Raw genomic sequence first — 19,731 nt, 5'->3', positions numbered from 1 at the left:
ACACCGGGGATTTTCAAGGGCAACTCTAAGAATGCTCGAAGGATTCCTCCTCGCCCCAAAAGACTTCATCGACTACCTTGCGGGCATGCCGGGTTAGTTTCAAATAGTGTTCCAAAAACTCCTGGTTATCTTCCGGTGCCCATCCGGCGGCACCGGCTACTTGGGCCAGCTGCGGGCCAGGTCCAGGCAGTTGGTCCACGCGCTTGCCGCGCACAAGCACTAGCGCATTGCGCGCGTCGGTAGCCATTAGCCAGGCTTCGCGCAGGTCAGATACCTGCCCGGCGGAAAGGATAGCGGTTTCTTCCAAAGCATCAAGCACGCGCAGCGTAGACGGATCATGGAGTTCGGCGTACTCGTGGGCATGCATCATCGTCAGTAGCTGAACGGTCCATTCAATATCGGTTAGCGCACCGCGGCCAAGCTTGGTGTGAGTATTGCGGTCCGCGCCGCGCGGTAGGCGCTCATTGTCCACACGTGCCTTCATGCGCCGAATATCGCGAATGGTAGATGCGCTGGCGCCGCCTTCTGGATAGCGGAAGCTATCCACCATGGACATAGAGCGCTCGCCTACCTCTTTATCCCCAGCAACGAAGGCCGCGCGCAATAAAGCCTGTAGCTCCCAGGACTCGCCCCATTCGCGGTAGTAACGCTCATAGGAGGAGATAGTGCGTGCCACCGCACCGGAGCGGCCTTCGGGACGCAGGCCTAAGTCGACATCCAGTGGCGGGTCTCCCGAGGGTTTAGACAAGCGGCGCCGGAGCTTATCGACGATCCCGATGGCCCACTTCACTGCCTCCCCTTCTGCAGCAGAGTCAGCATCCTGTTCGGCGGGTTCTGCTACCACGAGCACGTCCGCATCTGATCCGAAGCCCAGCTCCATGCCTCCCAGCCGGCCCATGCCAATGACGGCAATGCGCGCTGGTGGCTCCGCATCCTCGTTGGCTAGGCGCCATGCCCGCACCTCGGCGCGAAGGGCAGCTTCCAGCACGGCATCCCAAATGGTAGATAGCTCATAACACACCTGCTTGACCGGCATAAAGCCCAGCAAATCCGCACTAGCAATGCGGGCAAGCTCTACCCGGCGCAGCGAGCGAGCCACCGCCACCGCCTTATCTGGGTCGGCGTGGCGCTTGCTGGAATTAACCAGTGCTTTGGAGACCTGCTCGGGCTTGGTTTCCAGTAGCTTGGGGCCAGTGGCGCCGTCGGAAAGCTGCTTTAGCGAATCCGGCGCGCTAATAATCAGATCCGAGGTAAACGGTGACGTGCCCAGGATGTGCATGAGCCGCTGGCCCACAATTCCTTCATCGCGCAGCATGCGCAAGAACCACGACCTATCGTTCGCAGCCTCGGAAAGTTTGCGATAGTTCAGCAGGCCCATGTCTGGGTCTGCGGTATCGGAAAGCCATTCCATCAAGGTGGGCAGCAAGATCGCCTGGATGCGTGCTTTGCGTGAGGTTCCTGCCGCCAGAGAAGTCAGGTGCTCGAATGCGCGGTCCGGGTGGTTATAACCCAGCGCGGCCAGCTGCAGCTTGGCGGCCTCGGGCGAGAGCTTCAGCTCATCGGCGGACATGGTGACCACAGAATTAAGAAGCGGCCGATAAAACAGGCGCGAATGCAGCTCGGAGATGCGCAGGCGAATCCGGCGCAGGTGCGAAAGCATGCGCTCGGCTGCGGATTGAGTGCCCTGCGGGTAGAAACCGGCGATGCGTGCTAGCCACTTCATCCCGTCTTCATCATCGCTATCGGGCAGCGTGTGCGTTCGCCGGAAGCGCTCCAATTGCAATCGGTGCTCAAGCAAGCGTAAAAACTCATAGGCTTCAATGAGCTGGGTGCCGTCCTCACGTCCGACGTACCCTGCCGAAACCAATGCCTCCAGCGCATCCACTGTGGATAATGCGCGAAGCGTTTCATCGGAACGCCCGTGCACCAATTGCAAGAGCTGGACTGCAAATTCAATATCACGCAGGCCACCCACGCCCAGCTTCAGCTCGCGATGCTTGAGTTCTGCAGGAACATTAGCCAACACGCGGCGGCGCATGGCCTGGACGTCTTCTACAAAGGACTCGCGCTGGGAGGCCGTCCACACCATCGGGCGGATCTGATCCAGATAGTCCTGCCCCAGTGGTAGGTAACCGGTCATGGCGCGCGCTTTCAGGAGCGCCTGGAATTCCCAAGTCTCCGCCCACCGCTTGTAGTAGGCAACGTGTGATTCCAAAGTGCGCACCAAAGCACCCGATTTTCCTTCTGGGCGTAAATTCGCATCTACTTCGAAGAAGGTGGTGGAGCCAATGCGATTGAACTCCGCCGCCAGGCGTATTGCCCGTGGGGTTGCCTCACTGCCGACGAAAATGACGTCCACATCAGAGATATAGTTCAGCTCCCCCGCACCGCACTTTCCCATCGCCATGACTGCTAGTTGTGCGTCTACAGGCTCGTCCCCGTAGATGGTGCGCACAGCGCAGGCGAGGGAGGCGGTTAAGGCAGCGTCGGCAAGCGCGGTGGTCAGAGCCGTAATCTGGCGGAATCCTACCTCCGGCTGGGGTGTGGTCTGGCCCTTGCGTGCATGGAAGGTACCGGCCACATCGCAAGCGGCAATGCGCATCATTAACGTGCGGTAGGTCGTGCGCAGCGCCTGCTTATGCTCTCCCTCGCCGGCGCGGTAGGTGCCCGGCGCGCTAAGATCCTCACGCGCCGGATCGGGCCGATCAATATCCTGAGCAAATTCCGCGGGCTGGGCGTCGACGGCGCCGAGCAGGCTCTGCAGCATCTCTTCGGGCTGTGGGAGGGGCTTTTCTAGCTCTCGCCACAACTCAGGGTTTGCCGCGAGGTGATCACCAAAGGCGGTCGAAGCACCCAGCAGGGCAAAAAGGCGCACACGCACCGTTTCATTGGCGCGCACAGCCTCATCGAGCTCTGGGACTTGTTCATAGATGCGGATGAGATTGTTGAGGGCCAGGTCTGGATCCCCCACGGCCGCAAGGGTCCACAAAAGATTGACCGATTCAGGGTTATTCCAGCCCAGCTGCTCAATATCCGAAGCAGCATGCGGGCGGGTAAGGCCAAGCGTGGCCGGTGAAGGTACAGCAGCAGGACGCATTATTCTCCTAGAAGTTCAGGTTATTGCGCAGCTCAAAGGTGGTGATCTGGCTCTGATAGTGATGCCACTCATCCCACTTGGAGCGCAGGAAGAACTCAAAGACGTGCTCGCCCAACACCTCCGCCATGAACTCGGATTTTTCAAACTCGCGCAAAGCCTGGTCCAGGCTGGTGGGCAGATCCTTATATCCCATTGCCCGGCGTTCGCGGCGGGTGAGCTGGTGGACATCGTCCTCAGCTGGATCATCGAGTTCGTAGCCTTCCCGGATTCCTCGCAGACCGGCTGCCAAGAGCACCGCATAACCCAAGTACGGGTTCATGGAGGCATCAATGGAACGAATTTCTACCCGGCGGGAATCTTCCTTAGTAAGCCGGTAGGTGGGCACGCGGACCAACGCAGAGCGATTAGACACACCCCAGGTTGCTGAACCCGGTGCCTCGTTGCCAAACATCAGGCGCTTATAGGAATTTGTCCACTGATTAACAATGGCGGACATCTCCGTGGAGTGTTCCAGGATTCCGGCGATGAACTGTCGGCCAGTCTGCGATAAGGAAAATTCATCGTCCGGATCGTGGAAGGCATTGGATTGGCCTTCAAAAAGGCTCAAGTGGGTGTGCATGCCGGAGCCTGGCAGATGCTCGAAAGGCTTAGGCATGAAGGTGGCGCGCACGTTGGAGTTGGTTGCCACCTGTTTGATTACGTGCCGGAAGGTCATGATGTTATCAGCCATGGTCAGCACGTCCGCATGGCGCAGATCAATTTCTTGCTGCCCCGGTGCGGTTTCGTGATGGCTAAACTCCGTGGCAATTCCCAGTGATTCCAGCGCCAGCATCGCCTTCCTACGGAAAAGCGGGGCGGTATCATGAGTAGCCTGGTCGAAATAACCACCATTATCGGTCGGTACCAAGTCCGTGAGTTCGCGGCCACGCTCAAAAAGGTAGAACTCGATTTCTGGCGAGGCCATGCAGGTAAATCCATCATTGGCGGCCTCGGTAACCTGGCGGCGCAGGATATGGCGCGGATCCACCATGGAGGGCTGGCCGTCCGGCTGCGCGATATCGCAGAACATGCGGGCCGATTGCAGGTCCGGCTCATCCATATCAAAGGGCAGAATCTGGAAGGTGGAGGGATCTGGCAACGCGATGGTGTCAGACTCAGAGATACGAGAGAACCCTTCCACGGAAGAACCATCGAAGCCAACACCTTCTTCAAAGGCCGATTCCAGCTCGGATGGGCTCATGACCACGGATTTAAGGGCGCCCAAAATATCCGTAAACCACAGGCGGATAAAGCGGATATCGCGTTCCTCAACGGTTCGTAGGACAAATTCGTGTTGGCTATTCATGCCTTAGACCTTACCGGCTCACCTCCGAGGGATGTGCAGTTCATGCGACAGTTTTTCCAGGGCGAAATGCGCAGGTCGCAAGAGTATCTAGGGGGTATCAAGCGGGGGCTTTTCCTTCACGGGCCTACTGATGTGCATGCTTTGCTGAGGAAGCAAGCGAACACACGTACACCTTTTAAAGGACGAAGTTTTATGACCACCCACTGCGATGACCTTTCTGCTCACGTAATCGAACGCCTCATCACCGCCGCGCAACATGGTTGGGCACCGGCGGATTTAGAGCACGTCTTAGGCCCGCATGCTTACCCCATTATCTACCGTGCTAGCCCCCATGTGCCGGCACGGATTACCTCCCCTGCCTTACGCAAGGCTTGGCTACAAATGGCTCCGCCGGACGAAAATTTCATTCCGCGCGATAAGCTGCGCGCCATTATGAAAGAGCTAATTCACCTTCCTAGGCTGCGCGATACTGAACTTTTGGCCTTTGGCGAATCCTTGCGAGAAGACGGGCTTAGCGATAAACAACGCAAAATTCGTGCAAAGGTCCTAGGACTTTTACGCAAGGCTGAGTCCACCAGTTTTGAAGACGAGGCCGAGGTTCTGATTTCTAAGGCGCAGTCCCTGCAACAGAAGTATCGCATCGAGGATCTGCTTACTTCCGAGCTCCCCAATCTCATTTCCCACCGCGTGCACATCCACCCGCCCTATATCAAGCACCAGGCTTCCCTGCTCAGCACCATTTCTGACGCCAATGGATGCACCACGCTCCTCATCCATGACAAAGGCCTAGCCTGTGTCATCGGTGCTCCTGCCGACGCCGCCCATTGCGCCGACCTCTTTGCCTCCCTCAACCGCCAATGCGACTGGTTTATGCGTAACGGCGATGGCGCGGAAATCGCCCGCGCTACTAATTCCACTGCCGCATATCGCCGCAGCTTCCGCCTGTCTTATGCCGCCCGCATCGGTGAATTGCTCACCCAAGCCAATGAGGACGGAATTGCTGAAAACCTGCGTGAGTCTCAGTATTGCTCTCACCATGCAGAGGCTGTAGCCACCCAAACCCTTCCCGCTTTGCAAGCACGCACGGATCACGCCATCGATACCCGCAACCGCCTCTTTCCCAATCTCACAGAGATGTCGCTATCAATGAACAGTCTGCACGGCATCAACGATGGCATTGCCGCTGCCGATAAATCTCACTTGGGAGGCGACGCCTCAGGGCTCGGTTCAGTTCCAGAAATTACACGGTAATTTCCCCTGTTTGATACGGTTCTTGGCCCCCGTTCCCTGCTAGCGAACGGGGGCAGAGTATGGCACCGCAACGAGGTCATTACAGGTAAGATCACCGATGAGATTGATTAGGTCTAGAAAGTAGAAGGTACGTGAATGTCTACACAGTCTTTTCTCGAAGTTGAAGCGAAATTCTCCGTAGCCGAGTCCACTCAGCTCCCTGAACTGACCCGCCTTGAGGGAGTTGACCACGTCGCAGACACGCGCCACCACGCTCTTTCGGCCATCTACTACGACACTGAAGACCTCCGCCTCACCCACGCTAAGGTCACCCTCCGCCGCCGCACCGGTGGCAATGATGATGGCTGGCATATCAAGATTCCTAGCGAGGCTGGCCGTACCGAAATCCACGCAGAATTGGGAGAGCCTGTCGATGGCCGCTATGAAGTTCCTAGCGAGCTGCTCCATCAGGTTCGCTCCATTGTCCGCCACAACGAGCTCACCCCAATTGCTCAGGTAGACAACAAGCGCACCGAGATGGTCTTGGCAGATGCCGATAATAAGCCAGTGGCAGAGTTTTGCGATGACCACGTCACCGCCTTTTCCTTCCTTCCCGGCGGCGAGCAACAGTCGTGGCGCGAATGGGAAGTAGAGCTCGCAGGTGAGCTACCTGGTACCGAGGAAGGAACGCAGTTCATTCGCCGTGCTACCTCTCTTCTCATCGGTGCCGGTGCACGCGTATCTTCTTCCCCATCCAAGCTGAAATCGGCCTTGGGTGATTCTTATGCCAACGCCCCGCTTCCCCCGGCCCTGGTATCGCCGGACGTGGACCCGGATTCCCCTGCCGCCGCCGTGATCACCGCACTGCAAGCTAACCGCGACAAGCTGGTTGATTATGATCCACGTGTGCGCCGCGATGAGTGGGACTCGGTGCATCAGATGCGTGTAGCTACCCGCGAGCTGCGCAGCCACCTTCAGACCTTCCATGGCATCGTGGTCGGACCAGAAATCGAAAAAATTGAAGCCGATCTGAAGGAGCTCGCTGGCATTTTGGGCGTTGCTCGCGATGCGGAGGTTGTTGAAGAGCGCTGGCAGAAGCTGTTGGAGTCCGAAGATTCTGACACCTTGGATGATTCCACCCGCGAGCACATTGCGCAGGATATGGGCACCGCCTACCGCCGTGCGCACCGTCGCGTTGTCGCCGCCCTAGATTCCGAGCGTTACCTCGAGCTGCTAGAGTCGCTCGACCGCTTGCTCGCGGATCCGCCAACGGCCGATAAGCAACAGGAATCCGCTCCGGTAAATGATGATGCGGAGCAGACGGAAGAACTGTCCTCTACGGAGGAAGGCGCTGCTTCTTCCGAGTCCCGCGAGGATAACGCGGCTGCTGCAGAGAAGGCCAAAAAGAAGCCAGAGAAGAAGTCCAAGGACAAGTCCGCGGACATGGACACTGTGATGGCGCAGCACCTTGAAAAGGCCTATAACAAGCTGGTCAAGCGCCATAAGAAGGCCGTAGAGAATTGGGATAACCCGGAGCTGTCCCTGCACGAGCGCGAGGACTATTTCCACGATATGCGTAAGGCTGCAAAGAAGCTGCGTTATGCAGCAGAAGCAGCTGGTTCTGCCACCAACCTTAAGACCAAGCGTCTCTATAAGGCCTGCAAGCAGATGCAGTCGGTGCTCGGTGATTTCCAAGATTCCGTGACCTCGCGCGATAAGCTGCTCGAACTGGCAGATTCCGCTCGCCGCCGTGGCGAAAATACCTTTGGCTATGGCCTGCTCTATCAACGCGAGCGCACCATCGGGCTGAAGGCGCTGGATGATTACGCCGAGTCTTTCAAAGACATCAAGGCGGCGTTTAAGCCGCTGCGTAAAAAACTAAAGTAGCCGCGCTTCCCGGGCAGTTACCGGGAAACACGGCGTAGAAAAAGATGGCTGGAGGTTATTTACTTCCAGTCATCTTCTTTGTCTGCGGCATCTGCCGCATCGTTGCGGGCGTGGGCAATTTCGATAGCGTTTTCTGCTTCTTCACGGGTGTCATACGGGCCCATTCGGTTTTCCCAGCCAGAGGTCTTGCCTTGGCTGACTTCCTTGGTGGCTGGATCGAAGAACCACTTCTGGTCTGCATCGCTCATAAAACTATCCTCTCAGTCGTAGCGCCAGCGGCACCGGCTGATCGCTGCCGCTGGTATGGTTTGTGTCCACACTACCCACGCCGTCTAAGCGATGCCCGCTAGAATGTGGGGCAGCACATTTCTTTTATACGATTCCATGTCGTATTCCCCGCCGCCGCACCAAAAGGTGGCGGGCATTCGTTGCTTTAAGCGCACCGCCGCGTGCGAGTGGCAACGAAGACTACTGGTCCCAGAACCTGGAAAAGGAGCTTTAGCACCCATGCCACTGTGGTCAACGCCTGCAGAGCCTGTAGCCGAGCGCGCCGCCCAAGCACATACTGATCTCACGGGCAGCGCTCCAACTCATACCGCTAGCGCGCCGGCAACGTGGTCCCTTATTGGTGAACACATTGACCACTTCGGCGGCATTGTTGCCATGTGCGTGGACAAGCTACGTGCCGCTGCGGCAGTAAGCTCGCGCACCGATGGCGTGGTAGCGGTACATTTTCACCCGGCAGAAGGTGAGCCTGCCCATGATTCGATAAGCCTGCAAGCGCTCGCAGAGCTGGCAACAGCGCAACAACCCACCACGGATGCAGAGGGCCAGCCAATCATTCCGCCGGCTCCGGAGGGAGGGCTGGCTGCCCGCGTGGGTGGCATTGTCCACACGATGATTAACCGCCAGTTGCTCTCTCGTGAGACAGCCGGTGCGGATATCACCATCGCCTCCGACATTCCGGAAGGTGCTGGTTTGGGTGCGGATGCCGCCGCGGACGTCGCGGTAGCGCTGGCACTCATGGGGGCTGATGCTGACCTGGATGCGCCGCTAAGGGCCCGGGTGGCAGATGTATGCACCCAGGCCGTTACTACCTTTGGTGCGCGGCCGCCTTTGCGTGCCCGCCATAGCGCGGCTCTGCGCAGCACGGGTGAGGGCGTATGCATCATGGATTACGCCGACGGTTCTGTCACCCACGCACCGCACCTTGTTGGTCGCGAGATAGCTGCCTTCGCGGTGGCGGTGCCGGAAGATTTTTCCGCGCAGGAAGAAAAGGCCATCGCCGATATCCGCCAGCGGGAGCGCTTTATTGATGATGCCTGCCATTCCTTTGGCACCGATTCGCTGCGCTTGCTTCCAGACGCCCAACAGCGCGTCCTCGATTGGCTCAAGGCCGTCCACAAGGTCTACGGCGAGGAGGGACACCCGAGCATCAGCGCCGCTACGGAATGGATGGCCTTTTATGAGGAAGAAACCCAGCGGGTAGAAAAGTTCACCCGTTTCCTGCGCTCGCATCGCGGCGCGGAGCTCTTCCCCATCCTTTTGCAATCACAGTCCTCCCTAGCCAATATCTACGGCTTGGACTCGGCAGAAAAACTCGCCGAGCTAGTCACGGTCCGCGGTGCCGTAGCGGGGCGTTCGGCACACGCGGGCACATCGAACGCAGTCATTGCCTACGTGCCGGCGAAGAGCGCGCATAATTTTGCGGCCGACCTGGCAGACGATGGCCTGCTCGTAGTCGAATTACAGCCGGGCGAGGCCGCACGCGGCGAGAGCTAGTAGCCTCACCAGCTAGTCAGCAGGCCACGCAAAGAGTACCTCGCGCGAATCGGTATCCGCTGTCACCAGCGAGACTGTGGTTTCGCTGCCGGTTTCTGGCGCGCCTACAGATTGGGCGAAGACTGGTGGCTCCGGCACAAAAATCCGAGCTTTGTCCCGCTTTGCATCGCCGCTTACGACGGTGGCCGGGAAATTGGTGCCGAGCCAGGGGCGCAGCACGGTGGCCTCGGTGAGGTTGAGGCAGGCCTTATCCACTTGGGAGGCAAGCTGCGAGGTAGAACGCATTGCGCCAATGACCTCCGTGGCGCGCTCCCCCACCCAGCCGGGAACCTCGTAGTCGCCGCAGAGGGCTAGACAAACCTCGGTGGCGAACCTATCGGACAGGCGCCGCAGCGGCGCGGTCACGTGTGCATAGTAGCCGCCTATCCCGGCATGCACCTGCGCTTCCTGCTCTCCTAGCCACGCATAATCGGCGCCTCGCAGGAGGCTTTGGGCCTCGCGCATGACTGCCATGCCGCGTGGGGAATCGGCGTCGACGGTGAGGAGAAACTGGGGAATGGGGGCATCGCCAAGCGCAAAGCCCAGGGCTTGGGCCTCGGCGCGAAATTGGCGCTCGTGCTCCGGTTCGGCGGCGGGCAAAGTACGCAGAAAACCCACGCCCGCTTCCTGCATGAGGCGTCCCGCGCACATGCCGGCAAGCAGAGAGATCTCCGAGTTATAGTCCATGACCTCATAGCGAGGCTCGATAATGAGCTCAAAGGTGCCATCAGAATTTTCCACTACGCGCTGGGAGGGCAGGCGCAAGGAAATGGCCTCGCGGCGCAGGGAGGACTCCTGGCGCAATCGTCCCACCTCCGGCAGCAATGCAATAGACGGGTGCAGGTTACCGGCCGCCAAGTCCGCGTGCGCGCCCTCATAGTCCAGGCGGGCCTGGGAGTAGATGAGCGCGCGCTCGACGTGGAAAGACTCCACCTCACCGGCGTCATCTAGATCAAAGGTCCACAGCACGGCCGGTTTATCGGTTTTAGGCAGCAGTGAGGCACGGTCTTCGGAAAGCTCGGGCGGGTGCAGGCGAGCTGGCGCATCGGGAAGATAAATAGTCTGGCCGCGGCGGAAGGACTCGCGCTCCAGCTCGCTGCCGGGCTCAATAAAGGCGGCGACATCCGCAATGGCATAAAAGACGCGGTAGCCACCATCGCGCTTTTCCAGGTAAACCGCCTGATCCAAGTCCATGGAGCCGGCGGGATCGAGGGTTACGAAGGGAATATCGCGGGCGTCGCGGCGCGAGTCGGCATACCGGTCTTGCGCGTGGGCGGCCTGGTGGGTGACCGCAGCCGGAAAATCGGTGGCTACCGAAAATTCTGCGGCAATGGCGCGGAAATCGAGCGGGGCGGCGTAGAGCTTCATGTCCACCACCATAAACGTCTTGGGGCGAATGAGTCGGCCTATAAGCCGGATTCTGTCTAATCGCGGCACTCCCAAGGGAGCACCGTGCGGTGAACATCCATCTAGACCAACCGTTGCCAGTTGGTTCCAGCAGCTACCTTCAGGCTCGAGCGAGCAGCCTTAAAACGCCTGATCGGGCCCCGCAACGTGGCGGGGCCGTGATGCCTTGCTCCCGGTGGGGTTTACCCAGCCACCGCCATCACTGACGGTGCTGGTGCGCTCTTAACGCACCGTTTCACCCTTACCTTGTTGCTCCAACTTGGGCCGAAGCTCAAGCGGAGGCACAAGGCGGTCTACTTTCTGTTGCACTTGCCCGCGGGTTTCCCCGGGTTGCCGTTAGCAACCACCGTGCTCTATGGAGTCCGGACTTTCCTCGGCGCCCACGCGGCAGCAGCTCGCTGCCCGTATGAAGCGACGCGATCACCCGGCCGGCTCATTCGCGTTCCTTATTCTAGCGCAGGCCTGCCAGGTGGCCCACATCGTTAAATCCGTGCACCATAGAGCCGCCTTCCCAGAATTCCACCTGGGAAATGGCAGCCAGGTCTAAAAAGAGATGACCAAAGGTAGCCGGCCCAGCATCAAGCGCCTGGCGGATAAAGGACTTAATCGGATTGACGTGGCTTACTACCAGCACGGTTTTGCCCGCAAAGCGCTCTTGTAGCTCCTTGCGGGTAGTGCGCACGCGGCGGTTGACTGCCTGCAGCGATTCGCCGCCCGGACAGGCGACGCTCGCGTCATGCAGCCATTGCTCGTGCAGTTCCGGATCGCGCTGGTGGGCCTCGGCCGCAGTCTTGCCTTCCCATGCGCCGAAGTCCACCTCGATGAGTCCTTCCACGGTCTCTACCTCGATATCGCGGCCATTGGCCACGGCCGCCGCTGTCTCTTGGCAGCGGCGCAGGGGCGAGCAGACAATGGCGTCAAAATCGGCGTCGGCAAGCGCTTGGGCGGCGGCCAGCGCCTGCTTTTGCCCGAGCTGCGTAAGCCCCGGGTTGGCGCGCCCGGAGTACTGCTTAGCGGCCGACATGTCCGTCTGCCCGTGGCGCAGCAGGATAAAGCGGGTGGTAGGTCCGCGGTCCCCAAGCCAATCGGTGGGATGCGGCGCGGTGGTGTCGCGTTCCGTAGCCTGTGCCGGTTCGGCAGTATCTTTCTCCCCGACAACGATGCCTTCAGGATGTCCGGCGGCCGCGGCGTCCATGGCGTCATTGGATAGGGCGTCTGCCACCTTATTCTTGGCGCGCGGCACCCAGTTCAAGCTGAAGGAAGAAAAGCCGTTGATGTAGCCACGGGCGTGCAGGGCCAGCTTCTGCATGTCCGGGTGCTTGATCTTCCAGCGGCCGTTGATTTGCTCCACCACCAGCTTGGAGTCCATGTAGAACTCCACTTCGGTAGCGCCCATCTCGGTGGCGGCTTCCAGGCCGCGCAATAAGCCGTTGTACTCAGCGACGTTATTGGTGGACTTGGTACCTACTACGTAGACGATTTCGCGCAGGATGCGCTGCCCGCTGCCGTCATAAATAACGGTGCCGGAACCGGCCACTCCGGGGTTACCGCGGGAGCCGCCATCGGCGTAGATAATGACCTTCATTAGACCAAACGCACCAGGTAGGAGCCGCAATCGCCGCACTGCGGCAACTCATCGGCCGGGGCATTGCGCACGGCGTTTTGCTCCGCCGGCGGCAGGACAATGAAGCAGCCGCCACAAGCGCGGTTGGCCTTGAACTGGGCGGCGCCCACGCCGTTTTCCTCGCGCTGGGTATCGTACTCGCTCAGTACCCCGGCAGGCAGCTGATGGCGCAACTCGCCGATGCGCACGGCCGGGTCTTCCTGGTTGGCAGCCGCCTCCTGTGCCGCCTCGGCCGCGCGACGCAGCTTTTCCAGCTTGCGCTCGGACTCAGAAACGCGCGCACCGTGCACGTCCAGGTTAGAACGCAGCGCGTGCACCTCATTATGTGCTTCTTGTAGCTCGCTCATGAGATCTGCGATGCGGGACTTGGCGGCGTAGAGATCGTGCTCTAGGTCCTTGCGCGTTTCTGGATCTACGGCAGCACCTAGCTGGCGCTTATCATCGCGCTCGCGCTGGCGCAGCTTGCGCTCATCGGCCTGGATGCGCAGGATTTCAGTCTCCATGTCATCGACGGCCATCTGCGCGGAGCCGGAAGCATCCAGTAGGCGCTTGTGTTCTTCTTTAGCCTTGTCATACTCGGCTTGTTCCGGGATTTCCTTCTTCGCGCCATGGCCCTGCGAGCGTTCCAGGTTGGCCAGCTCCAGCAGTACCGGCTGTAGTTCTTGCGATAGTTTCACTTATGACTCCTTTGGGTGCGCAGAGATAGTCCACGGGTCGGTGCGCAGGCTGATAATTTCCGTATCCAGTTCTAAAGCATTCTCTACGATATCGCGCGCCTGGGCCGTCCACGGAAATTCGCTGGCCCAGTGGGCAGTATCGATGACGGCCGGGCCACCGGCGCGCAAGTGCTCATCCACTGGGTGGTGGCGCAGATCCGACGTGACATACACGTCTACGCCCAGCTTCGCGGCCGCGGAGAGGAAGGAATCTCCCGAGCCGGAAGAAACCGCGACGGTGCGCACCTTTTGTTCCGGATCCCCGGCGGCGCGGATGCCCCAGGCGGTCTCCGGCAGGGCATTAGCCACCTGCTGGGTGAACTCGCGCAGGGTCATCTCCTGCGGCAGTTCTCCCACGCGTCCGAGGCCGAGCGCCTTATCCAGGTCTTGGTGACCGGCGGTTTCCGCGATGTCATAGGCCGGTACTTCATAAGGGTGCGCGGCGTGCAGGGCCTGCAGCAAGGCGGAGCGAAGCGCGGCCGGCGCGACGAACTCGACGCGGATTTCCTCGCCGCGGTGCAGGGCGCCAATTTCTCCCTCCGCCGGGTCTGCTCCCTCTTCCGGCTGGAATTGGCCCGTGCCCGCAATATCGAAGGAGCAGTGGGAGTAGGCACCGATGTGGCCCGCGCCGGCGTCGAAAAGCGCCTGCTTCACCTCCTCGGCCGCGGCAACCGGCACGTGCACGCCCCACTTATCCACGCCCTGGGGCTCCGGCACGATGGGCCGGCCGGGGTTGATTCCTACCAGCTCCGCGAGCTTGTCGTTGACGCCCGGCCGCGCCTTATCCGCGTTGGTGTGGGCCGCAAAGAGGGCAACGCCACTGCTCAGCAGCGTGTGTATGACCTTGCCCTTGGGCGTATCGGCCGCCACGGACTCCACCCCGCGCAAGAGCAATGGATGGTGGACCACGAGCATATCCGCGCCGAGTTCTACCGCCCGCTCCGCTACCGCCTGGGTGCAGTCCAAGGCAAAAGCCACGCGCTTGACCTCCGCGGTCGGATCACCGCAGATAAGCCCCACGGCGTCCCACTTTTCCGCCAAGTGCGGCGGGTAGGCCTCATCGAGTACGCGGCGGACATCGCCCACGCTCACAGCGGACATGGAGGTACTCCTTTATGCTCGTTTCATGGAATAGTTACTACTGCTATATCCTATCTTCCGCACCACAGTACTATTCGCGCGAAGGGGTTTTCCGCATGACCGAATCCGCTACCCGCTCCGGCCTCTACCTCGTCTTTGTTTGCACCGGAAATATCTGCCGCTCCCCCATGGCAGAAATCATCGTGCGCGATGAGATGGAAAAGGACATGCTTGACCTTGTCGCCACCGTGGACTCCTGCGGCCTCGGCGGCTGGCATGTGGGCCAAGGAGCCGACCCGCGCGCCATTGCCGAACTGCGCCGCGGCGGCCACGATGGCGGTTCCCACCGTGCGGCCAAGCTGGGGGCCGAGCACATGGATGCTGATCTCTTCATCGCCATGGACAAAGGCCACCGCGACGCCCTTATTGAGCGAGGCATCGACCCGGACAAGATCCGCTTGATGCGCAGCTTCGATCCCAACTCCCCGGAAGACGCGGACGTGGCAGACCCTTACTATGGTTCCGCCGCCGATTTCGAGACCACCCGCAACAATATCGAGGCCGCCGTGCCTGGCCTGCTGGATTGGATTCGCGCTCACCACGACTAAACTAGGCCCCATGCTAAAGACGTTCCTTAAGCCGGGTTGGGTTCTACTGCTGCTGTTCGTCGTGGCCTTTTCTTACCTCGCTTTTACCGTCCTCGCCCCGTGGCAGCTGGGCAAGGACGATGACATTGTGGAACGCAACGAGCTCATCACTCACGCCTATGAGGCTGACCCCCAGCCGGTAGAAGACCTCGTGGATGACCACGGTGCTATCAAAAACGATGAGTGGTCCCGCGCGACCCTGCACGGCCGCTACCTGCCAAAGGATGAGGTGCTACTGCGCCTGCGCCCGGCCGAGTCTGGCCCGTCTTACCAGTCCTTGGTCCCCTTCCGTACCGATTCCGGGCTGACCATCTTGGTTAACCGCGGCTGGGTCAAGGCCGGCGAGGCCAACGCTGTACCGGATATTCCCGCCGCTCCTTCGGGCGAAACCACTATTACCGCCATGATCCGCGCCGACGAAGCCCAGCACCAGTCCGCCCCCATTAAGCAGGAGGGCTACCAGCAGGTCTATTCCATCCATACGGAGCAGATTGCCTCGCTTATCGACGCCCCCTTAGCCCACGACTACATCCAGCTTTCCGCGGACCAGCCCGGCGTGCTCAACCCCATGCCCATCCCGCAGCTCGACCGCGGCAACCACCTCTCCTATGGCTACCAATGGATTGCCTTTGGCATCATGGCCCCGCTGGGTTTGGGCTATTTCGTGTGGTCCGAAATCCGTGAGCGCCGCCGCCTGCGCGACGAGGAAGAGGCCCTCGCCGCCCTCGACGCCGATGCTTCCACCCCCTCCGAGCCTGGCTCTAGTGACGCCTCCGCCGCGGACCACACGCCCGCAGAACCAACGGCCGGCGCTGACTCCGCACCCAGCGAGCACGAAGCCGCGAACGACGATTCCACGGCCGTTCCCGCCGCGTCCTCCTCGCATGCCGCCAGCCGCCGCAATCGCTCCCGCTACGGCGACTCCAAACCAGATCACTACGCCAAACTAAACCAGCGCCGCCGCGAGCGCTACTAAGCCGACAACCCGCAGCCGTGGCTGAAGTGCCTGAGTACTTAGCCGAAGCCTAAGAAGCAGCCACGCTAATAGGGCTACTTCCCCAACTGCCATGCACAACGTGGCCGAAAGTTGGCCCACAGGCGCCTTAAGCCTTGAGTCCCTCCCGGGCTAGCCCGTGCCCATGCATACGGAAAAGACCGCCTCCCGGAAATCAATCCGAGAGGCGGTCTGTGTTGTGCGGCCTGAGGGGATCGAACCCCCGACCTATTGGGTGTAAACCAATTGCTCTTCCAGCTGAGCTAAAGCCGCATGCGCTCTTGCGCTGTTAGAAACAGTAGCGCAGGTTGCTAGAGCAACACAAATCAGCAGGTAAAGCCCTACTTCTTGGTGTATCCGCGCTGCACCAAGCAAGAGCCTTGCCACTCGCCTAGGCGCTCTGCCTTGGTCTGCACCAAGCCGGCCAGCTGAGCGGACTCAGAGATGAGCCCTGGCTCTACGGTGCCAGGCTTTCCGGCACCCGGGGTAAGCAGCCAGACCGCACCGTTATCGGCCAGCGGACGGCTCGCGTCAACGAGTCCATCCACAAGGTCGCCATCCTCGTCGCGCCACCAAAGAAGGACTACATCGCACAGCTCGTCATTTTCTTCTTCCAAGAAATCATCGCCGAGCACGGCTTCGATCGATTCAGAGATCGCGGTATCGCAATCCTCGTCCCAACCAAGCTCTAGGGCGATTTGCCCTTCCTTGATTCCGAGCTTGACTGCAGCGTCAGCCACTATGCATTTCCTTCCTAATTTGGTGAATGTCCGGTCCGCGCATCCCCCGCATCCTGCGGGTAAATCGCGGCTTAATAGAAGTATTTTAACGCCCACCGGCCCCTTTTACCCGCCTAAGGGGCGCAATTCCCCCATTTTGCAGGCCCTCCCACCACTTCGCCCAGTTCCGCAGAGTTTGCAAACTACCCTCTTTTACCCCAATAAACCCGGTAAAGATACTGGTTATGACGATGTAACGTACCGCACGTCCCCTTAAGTCGGGCTTCACAACCATTGTGGATCTGTGAGCGCGTATCCTAGTAAGCAAACTGTGCAGACCCTTATACAGGAGGTTTAAATGGCCGAGAAGGACGCCACCAAGGGCGACTCCAACTTCCCGCTCATCCGCGACGGCGTTGCATCGTATCTTCACGATAATGATCCAGAAGAGACCCGCGAGTGGATGGATTCCCTCGATGGTCTGCTGGAGCACTCCGATCCGGAGCGCGCACGCTACTTGATGCTGCGCCTGCTCGAGCGCGCTACCGCTAAGCGCGTTGAACTGCCTTCGTTGACGTCCACGGACTTCGTCAACACCATCCCAACCTCCATGGAGCCAGAGTTTCCTGGTGACGAGGAACTGGAAAAGCGCTACCGCCGCTGGATCCGCTGGAATGCGGCCATCATGGTGCACCGTGCACAGCGCCCAGGAATTGGCGTAGGTGGCCACATCTCGACCTACGCGGGTGCTGCCCCGCTCTATGAGGTGGGCTTGAACCACTTCTTCAAGGGCAAGGATGATCCTTCGGGCGGCGACCAAGTCTTTTTCCAAGGCCATGCCTCACCGGGCATGTACGCACGTGCTTTCATGGAAGGCCGCCTGACTGAAAAGGACCTTGATAGCTTCCGCCAGGAGGTATCCCGTGGCGAGGGCGAGGGGCTGCCGTCCTACCCGCACCCACGCCTGATGCCATGGTTCTGGGAATTCCCCACCGTGTCCATGGGCTTGGGCCCGATTAACGCTATCTACCAGGCACGCTTTAATAAGTACCTGGAGACTCGCGGCATCAAGGACACCTCCAAGCAGCACGTATGGGCTTTCTTGGGCGATGGCGAGATGGACGAGCCAGAATCTCGTGGCCTACTGCAGATCGCGTCGCTCTACGAGCTGGATAACCTCACCTTCGTGGTCAACTGCAACCTGCAGCGCCTCGATGGCCCGGTTCGCGGTAATACCCAGATCATCCAAGAGCTAGAATCCTTCTTCCGCGGTGCCGGCTGGGAGGTCATCAAGGTCATTTGGGGTCGTGGCTGGGATAAGCTGCTGGAAAAGGACACCGAAGGTGCCTTGGTCAACGTCATGAACACCACCTCTGACGGTGACTACCAGACCTTCAAGGCCAACGATGGCGCCTATGTGCGCGAGCACTTCTTCGGCCGCGATGAGCGCACGGCCAAGCTGGTAGAAGACATGTCCGATGATGAGATTTGGGCACTGCGCCGCGGCGGCCACGATTACCGCAAGGTCTACGCCGCCTATGCTCGCGCGCTGGAGAACAAGGGCACCGGCAAGCCAACCGTCATCCTCGCGCACACCATTAAGGGTTACGGCTTGGGCCACAACTTCGAGGGCCGCAACGCTACCCACCAGATGAAGAAGCTGACCCTGGATGACCTGAAGCGCTTCCGCGATAAGCAGGAAATTCCTTTCTCCGATGCGGAGCTGGAAAAGGATCCATACCTGCCGCCGTACTACCACCCAGGCAAGGACTCCCCGGAGATCAAGTACATGCTGGAGCGTCGTAAAGAGCTCGGCGGCTTCCTGCCGGAGCGCCGCGAGGACTTCACCCCGCTGGAGGCACCGGCTCTGGACAAGCTGCGCTCTGTACGCAAGGGCTCTGGCAAGCAAGAAGTAGCCACCACCATGGCCTTGGTGCGCACCTTCAAGGAAATTATGCGCAACAAGGAGCTGGGCAAGCGCGTCGTGCCGATCATTCCGGATGAGGCCCGCACCTTTGGTATGGACTCCTGGTTCCCGACCATGAAGATTTGGAACCCCCGCGGCCAGAACTACGTGCCGGTGGACCACGACCTCATGCTCTCCTACCGCGAAGCTACTGACGGCCAGATCATGCACGAGGGTATTTCTGAGGCCGGCGCCGCTGCCTCCTTTACCGCTGCGGCAACGTCCTACGCTACCCAGGGCGAGGCCATGATTCCGCTCTACATCTTCTACTCGATGTTCGGCTTCCAGCGCACCGGCGATGCCTTCTGGGCAGCCGGCGACCAGATGGGCCGCGGCTTCATCATTGGCGCAACCGCCGGCCGCACCACCCTGACCGGTGAGGGCCTGCAGCACATGGACGGCCACTCCCCTGTCTTGGCTGCGACCAACCCGGCCGTGGTTTCTTATGACCCGGCCTTCGGCTACGAGGTTGCCCACTTGGTTTCCCGCGGTATTGAGCGCATGTATGGCAAGGACAACGAGGCCATCATGTACTACCTCACCGTCTACAACGAGCCGGTACACCAGCCGGCCGAGCCGGAGGATTTGGACGTGGAGGGCCTGCACAAGGGCATCTACCACTTCAATACCGCAGAGAGCGGCTCCATTGCTGCCAATATCCTGGCTTCCGGTGTAGGCGTGCACGAGGCGCTGCGCGCACAGCAGATGCTTGCCGACGACTTCGATGTCAAGGCCTCCATCTTCTCCGTCACCTCTTGGAACGAGCTGGCCCGCGACGGCGCCCGCCGTAACAAGGAAGCCCTGCGAAAGGGCGAGGAGCCGAGCGAGGCTTTTGCTACCTCCCAGCTCAAGGGCTACGAGGGTCCGTTCGTTGGTGTCTCTGACTTCACCACCGAGCTGCAGGAGCAAATCCGCCCGTATGTTCCAGGCACCTACATCACCTTGGGCGCGGACGGCTTCGGCTTCTCCGATACGCGCGAGGGCGCTCGCCGCTACTTCAATATCGACGCCGAGTCCATCGTCGTCGCAGTGCTCGATGGCTTGGCTCGCGAGGGCAAGATTGAGCGCTCCGTTGTGGAGAAGGCAGCCAAGGATCTCAAGCTGGATGATCCGACCGTGACCACCCACATCGAAGACTAATCCCCGCTTTGGTGCTGGCTAGGCCCGCGCCACGCGCTACAAGAAAGGCGCCGCCGGC

At 60.1% G+C, this 19,731-nt stretch carries 14 protein-coding genes, 1 tRNA gene and 1 other RNA gene; 6 read left to right on the top strand and 10 right to left on the bottom strand.

The features are described from left to right. Positions 1-25 precede the first annotated feature (25 nt). Positions 26-3,097 (bottom strand): bifunctional [glutamine synthetase] adenylyltransferase/[glutamine synthetase]-adenylyl-L-tyrosine phosphorylase, encoded by a 3,072-nt coding sequence (locus MHK04_RS10465; RefSeq protein ID WP_239207501.1) that lies wholly within the window; start codon positions 3,095-3,097, stop codon positions 26-28. Between the two features lie 7 nt (positions 3,098-3,104). Then, a complete protein-coding gene (locus MHK04_RS10460) occupies positions 3,105-4,442 on the bottom strand; it encodes a glutamine synthetase family protein (RefSeq protein ID WP_023021141.1) in 1,338 nt (445 codons plus the stop codon). A 192-nt stretch (positions 4,443-4,634) separates the two neighbouring features. Here MHK04_RS10460 and MHK04_RS10455 point away from each other — a divergent pair, with 192 nt between their 5' ends. Further along, entirely contained in the window at positions 4,635-5,693 is a 1,059-nt protein-coding gene (locus MHK04_RS10455) for a DUF2786 domain-containing protein (protein WP_023021140.1), read from the top strand. Between the two features lie 135 nt (positions 5,694-5,828). Then, the gene (locus tag MHK04_RS10450) at positions 5,829-7,559 is read left to right on the top strand and encodes a CYTH and CHAD domain-containing protein (RefSeq protein WP_200288836.1); all 1,731 of its coding nucleotides are present in this window, start codon (positions 5,829-5,831) and stop codon (positions 7,557-7,559) included. Between the two features lie 59 nt (positions 7,560-7,618). On the opposite strand, the gene MHK04_RS10445 is transcribed toward MHK04_RS10450, so the two are convergent. Continuing rightward, entirely contained in the window at positions 7,619-7,807 is a 189-nt protein-coding gene (locus tag MHK04_RS10445; protein ID WP_049361312.1) for a hypothetical protein, read from the bottom strand. A 259-nt stretch (positions 7,808-8,066) separates the two neighbouring features. On the opposite strand from MHK04_RS10445, the gene MHK04_RS10440 reads away from it, so the two are divergent. Beyond that, positions 8,067-9,341, top strand: coding sequence for a galactokinase family protein (locus tag MHK04_RS10440; RefSeq protein ID WP_023021137.1), 1,275 nt, complete (start codon positions 8,067-8,069; stop codon positions 9,339-9,341). A gap of 12 nt (positions 9,342-9,353) precedes the next feature. On the opposite strand, the gene MHK04_RS10435 is transcribed toward MHK04_RS10440, so the two are convergent. The 5 genes from MHK04_RS10435 to MHK04_RS10415 form a co-directional block, all read right to left on the bottom strand. Then, positions 9,354-10,748: a ribonuclease catalytic domain-containing protein gene (locus MHK04_RS10435; RefSeq protein WP_239204450.1), complete on the bottom strand. Its 1,395-nt coding sequence runs from the start codon at positions 10,746-10,748 to the stop codon at positions 9,354-9,356. A 25-nt stretch (positions 10,749-10,773) separates the two neighbouring features. Further along, positions 10,774-11,223, bottom strand: an RNA gene (rnpB, locus tag MHK04_RS10430) — RNase P RNA component class A. 15 nt (positions 11,224-11,238) lie between these two features. Beyond that, positions 11,239-12,372 (bottom strand): bifunctional RNase H/acid phosphatase, encoded by a 1,134-nt coding sequence (locus MHK04_RS10425; RefSeq protein ID WP_239207500.1) that lies wholly within the window; start codon positions 12,370-12,372, stop codon positions 11,239-11,241. Further along, on the bottom strand, positions 12,372-13,088 hold the full coding sequence (locus tag MHK04_RS10420) for a zinc ribbon domain-containing protein (RefSeq protein ID WP_023021134.1): 717 nt from the start codon (positions 13,086-13,088) through the stop codon (positions 12,372-12,374). The genes MHK04_RS10425 and MHK04_RS10420 overlap by 1 nt, the downstream gene beginning before the upstream one ends. Further along, entirely contained in the window at positions 13,089-14,228 is a 1,140-nt protein-coding gene (locus MHK04_RS10415) for a Nif3-like dinuclear metal center hexameric protein (protein ID WP_239207499.1), read from the bottom strand. It lies immediately after the preceding gene. Between the two features lie 95 nt (positions 14,229-14,323). Here MHK04_RS10415 and MHK04_RS10410 point away from each other — a divergent pair, with 95 nt between their 5' ends. Together MHK04_RS10410 and MHK04_RS10405 are read left to right on the top strand one after the other, a co-directional pair. Beyond that, positions 14,324-14,815: a low molecular weight protein-tyrosine-phosphatase gene (locus tag MHK04_RS10410; protein WP_239207498.1), complete on the top strand. Its 492-nt coding sequence runs from the start codon at positions 14,324-14,326 to the stop codon at positions 14,813-14,815. A gap of 10 nt (positions 14,816-14,825) precedes the next feature. After that, complete coding sequence (locus MHK04_RS10405; RefSeq protein WP_239207497.1) at positions 14,826-15,830, top strand: SURF1 family cytochrome oxidase biogenesis protein; 1,005 nt, start codon at positions 14,826-14,828, stop codon at positions 15,828-15,830. A 218-nt stretch (positions 15,831-16,048) separates the two neighbouring features. On the opposite strand, the gene MHK04_RS10400 is transcribed toward MHK04_RS10405, so the two are convergent. Together MHK04_RS10400 and MHK04_RS10395 are read right to left on the bottom strand one after the other, a co-directional pair. Then, positions 16,049-16,121 (bottom strand) — tRNA-Val (locus MHK04_RS10400). A gap of 68 nt (positions 16,122-16,189) precedes the next feature. Next, positions 16,190-16,588, bottom strand: coding sequence for a DUF3052 domain-containing protein (locus MHK04_RS10395; RefSeq protein ID WP_023021130.1), 399 nt, complete (start codon positions 16,586-16,588; stop codon positions 16,190-16,192). 337 nt (positions 16,589-16,925) lie between these two features. Here MHK04_RS10395 and aceE point away from each other — a divergent pair, with 337 nt between their 5' ends. Next, positions 16,926-19,673, top strand: a complete 2,748-nt coding sequence (gene aceE / locus MHK04_RS10390; RefSeq protein ID WP_023021129.1) for a pyruvate dehydrogenase (acetyl-transferring), homodimeric type — start codon at positions 16,926-16,928, stop codon at positions 19,671-19,673. Positions 19,674-19,731: the final 58 nt, after the last annotated feature.

The sequence above is a fragment of the Corynebacterium nasorum genome, assembly GCF_022345765.1.
GTDB classification, from domain to species: Bacteria; Actinomycetota; Actinomycetes; order Mycobacteriales; family Mycobacteriaceae; genus Corynebacterium; species Corynebacterium kefirresidentii.
Note: the sequence above shows the minus strand (reverse complement) of the source record. Positions and strands in the feature narration are given on the sequence as shown.

Excerpts from the sequence above, each read along its gene's own strand:
- MHK04_RS10465 (WP_239207501.1), bottom strand. The coding sequence starts at position 3,097 with ATGCGTCCTGCTGCTGTACCTTCACCGGCCACGCTTGGCCTTACCCGC.
- MHK04_RS10460 (WP_023021141.1), bottom strand. The coding sequence starts at position 4,442 with ATGAATAGCCAACACGAATTTGTCCTACGAACCGTTGAGGAACGCGAT.
- MHK04_RS10455 (WP_023021140.1), top strand. The coding sequence starts at position 4,635 with ATGACCACCCACTGCGATGACCTTTCTGCTCACGTAATCGAACGCCTC.
- MHK04_RS10450 (WP_200288836.1), top strand. The coding sequence starts at position 5,829 with ATGTCTACACAGTCTTTTCTCGAAGTTGAAGCGAAATTCTCCGTAGCC.
- MHK04_RS10445 (WP_049361312.1), bottom strand. The coding sequence starts at position 7,807 with ATGAGCGATGCAGACCAGAAGTGGTTCTTCGATCCAGCCACCAAGGAA.
- MHK04_RS10440 (WP_023021137.1), top strand. The coding sequence starts at position 8,067 with ATGCCACTGTGGTCAACGCCTGCAGAGCCTGTAGCCGAGCGCGCCGCC.
- MHK04_RS10435 (WP_239204450.1), bottom strand. The coding sequence starts at position 10,748 with ATGAAGCTCTACGCCGCCCCGCTCGATTTCCGCGCCATTGCCGCAGAA.
- MHK04_RS10425 (WP_239207500.1), bottom strand. The coding sequence starts at position 12,372 with ATGAAGGTCATTATCTACGCCGATGGCGGCTCCCGCGGTAACCCCGGA.
- MHK04_RS10415 (WP_239207499.1), bottom strand. The coding sequence starts at position 14,228 with ATGTCCGCTGTGAGCGTGGGCGATGTCCGCCGCGTACTCGATGAGGCC.
- MHK04_RS10410 (WP_239207498.1), top strand. The coding sequence starts at position 14,324 with ATGACCGAATCCGCTACCCGCTCCGGCCTCTACCTCGTCTTTGTTTGC.
- MHK04_RS10405 (WP_239207497.1), top strand. The coding sequence starts at position 14,826 with ATGCTAAAGACGTTCCTTAAGCCGGGTTGGGTTCTACTGCTGCTGTTC.
- aceE (WP_023021129.1), top strand. The coding sequence starts at position 16,926 with ATGGCCGAGAAGGACGCCACCAAGGGCGACTCCAACTTCCCGCTCATC.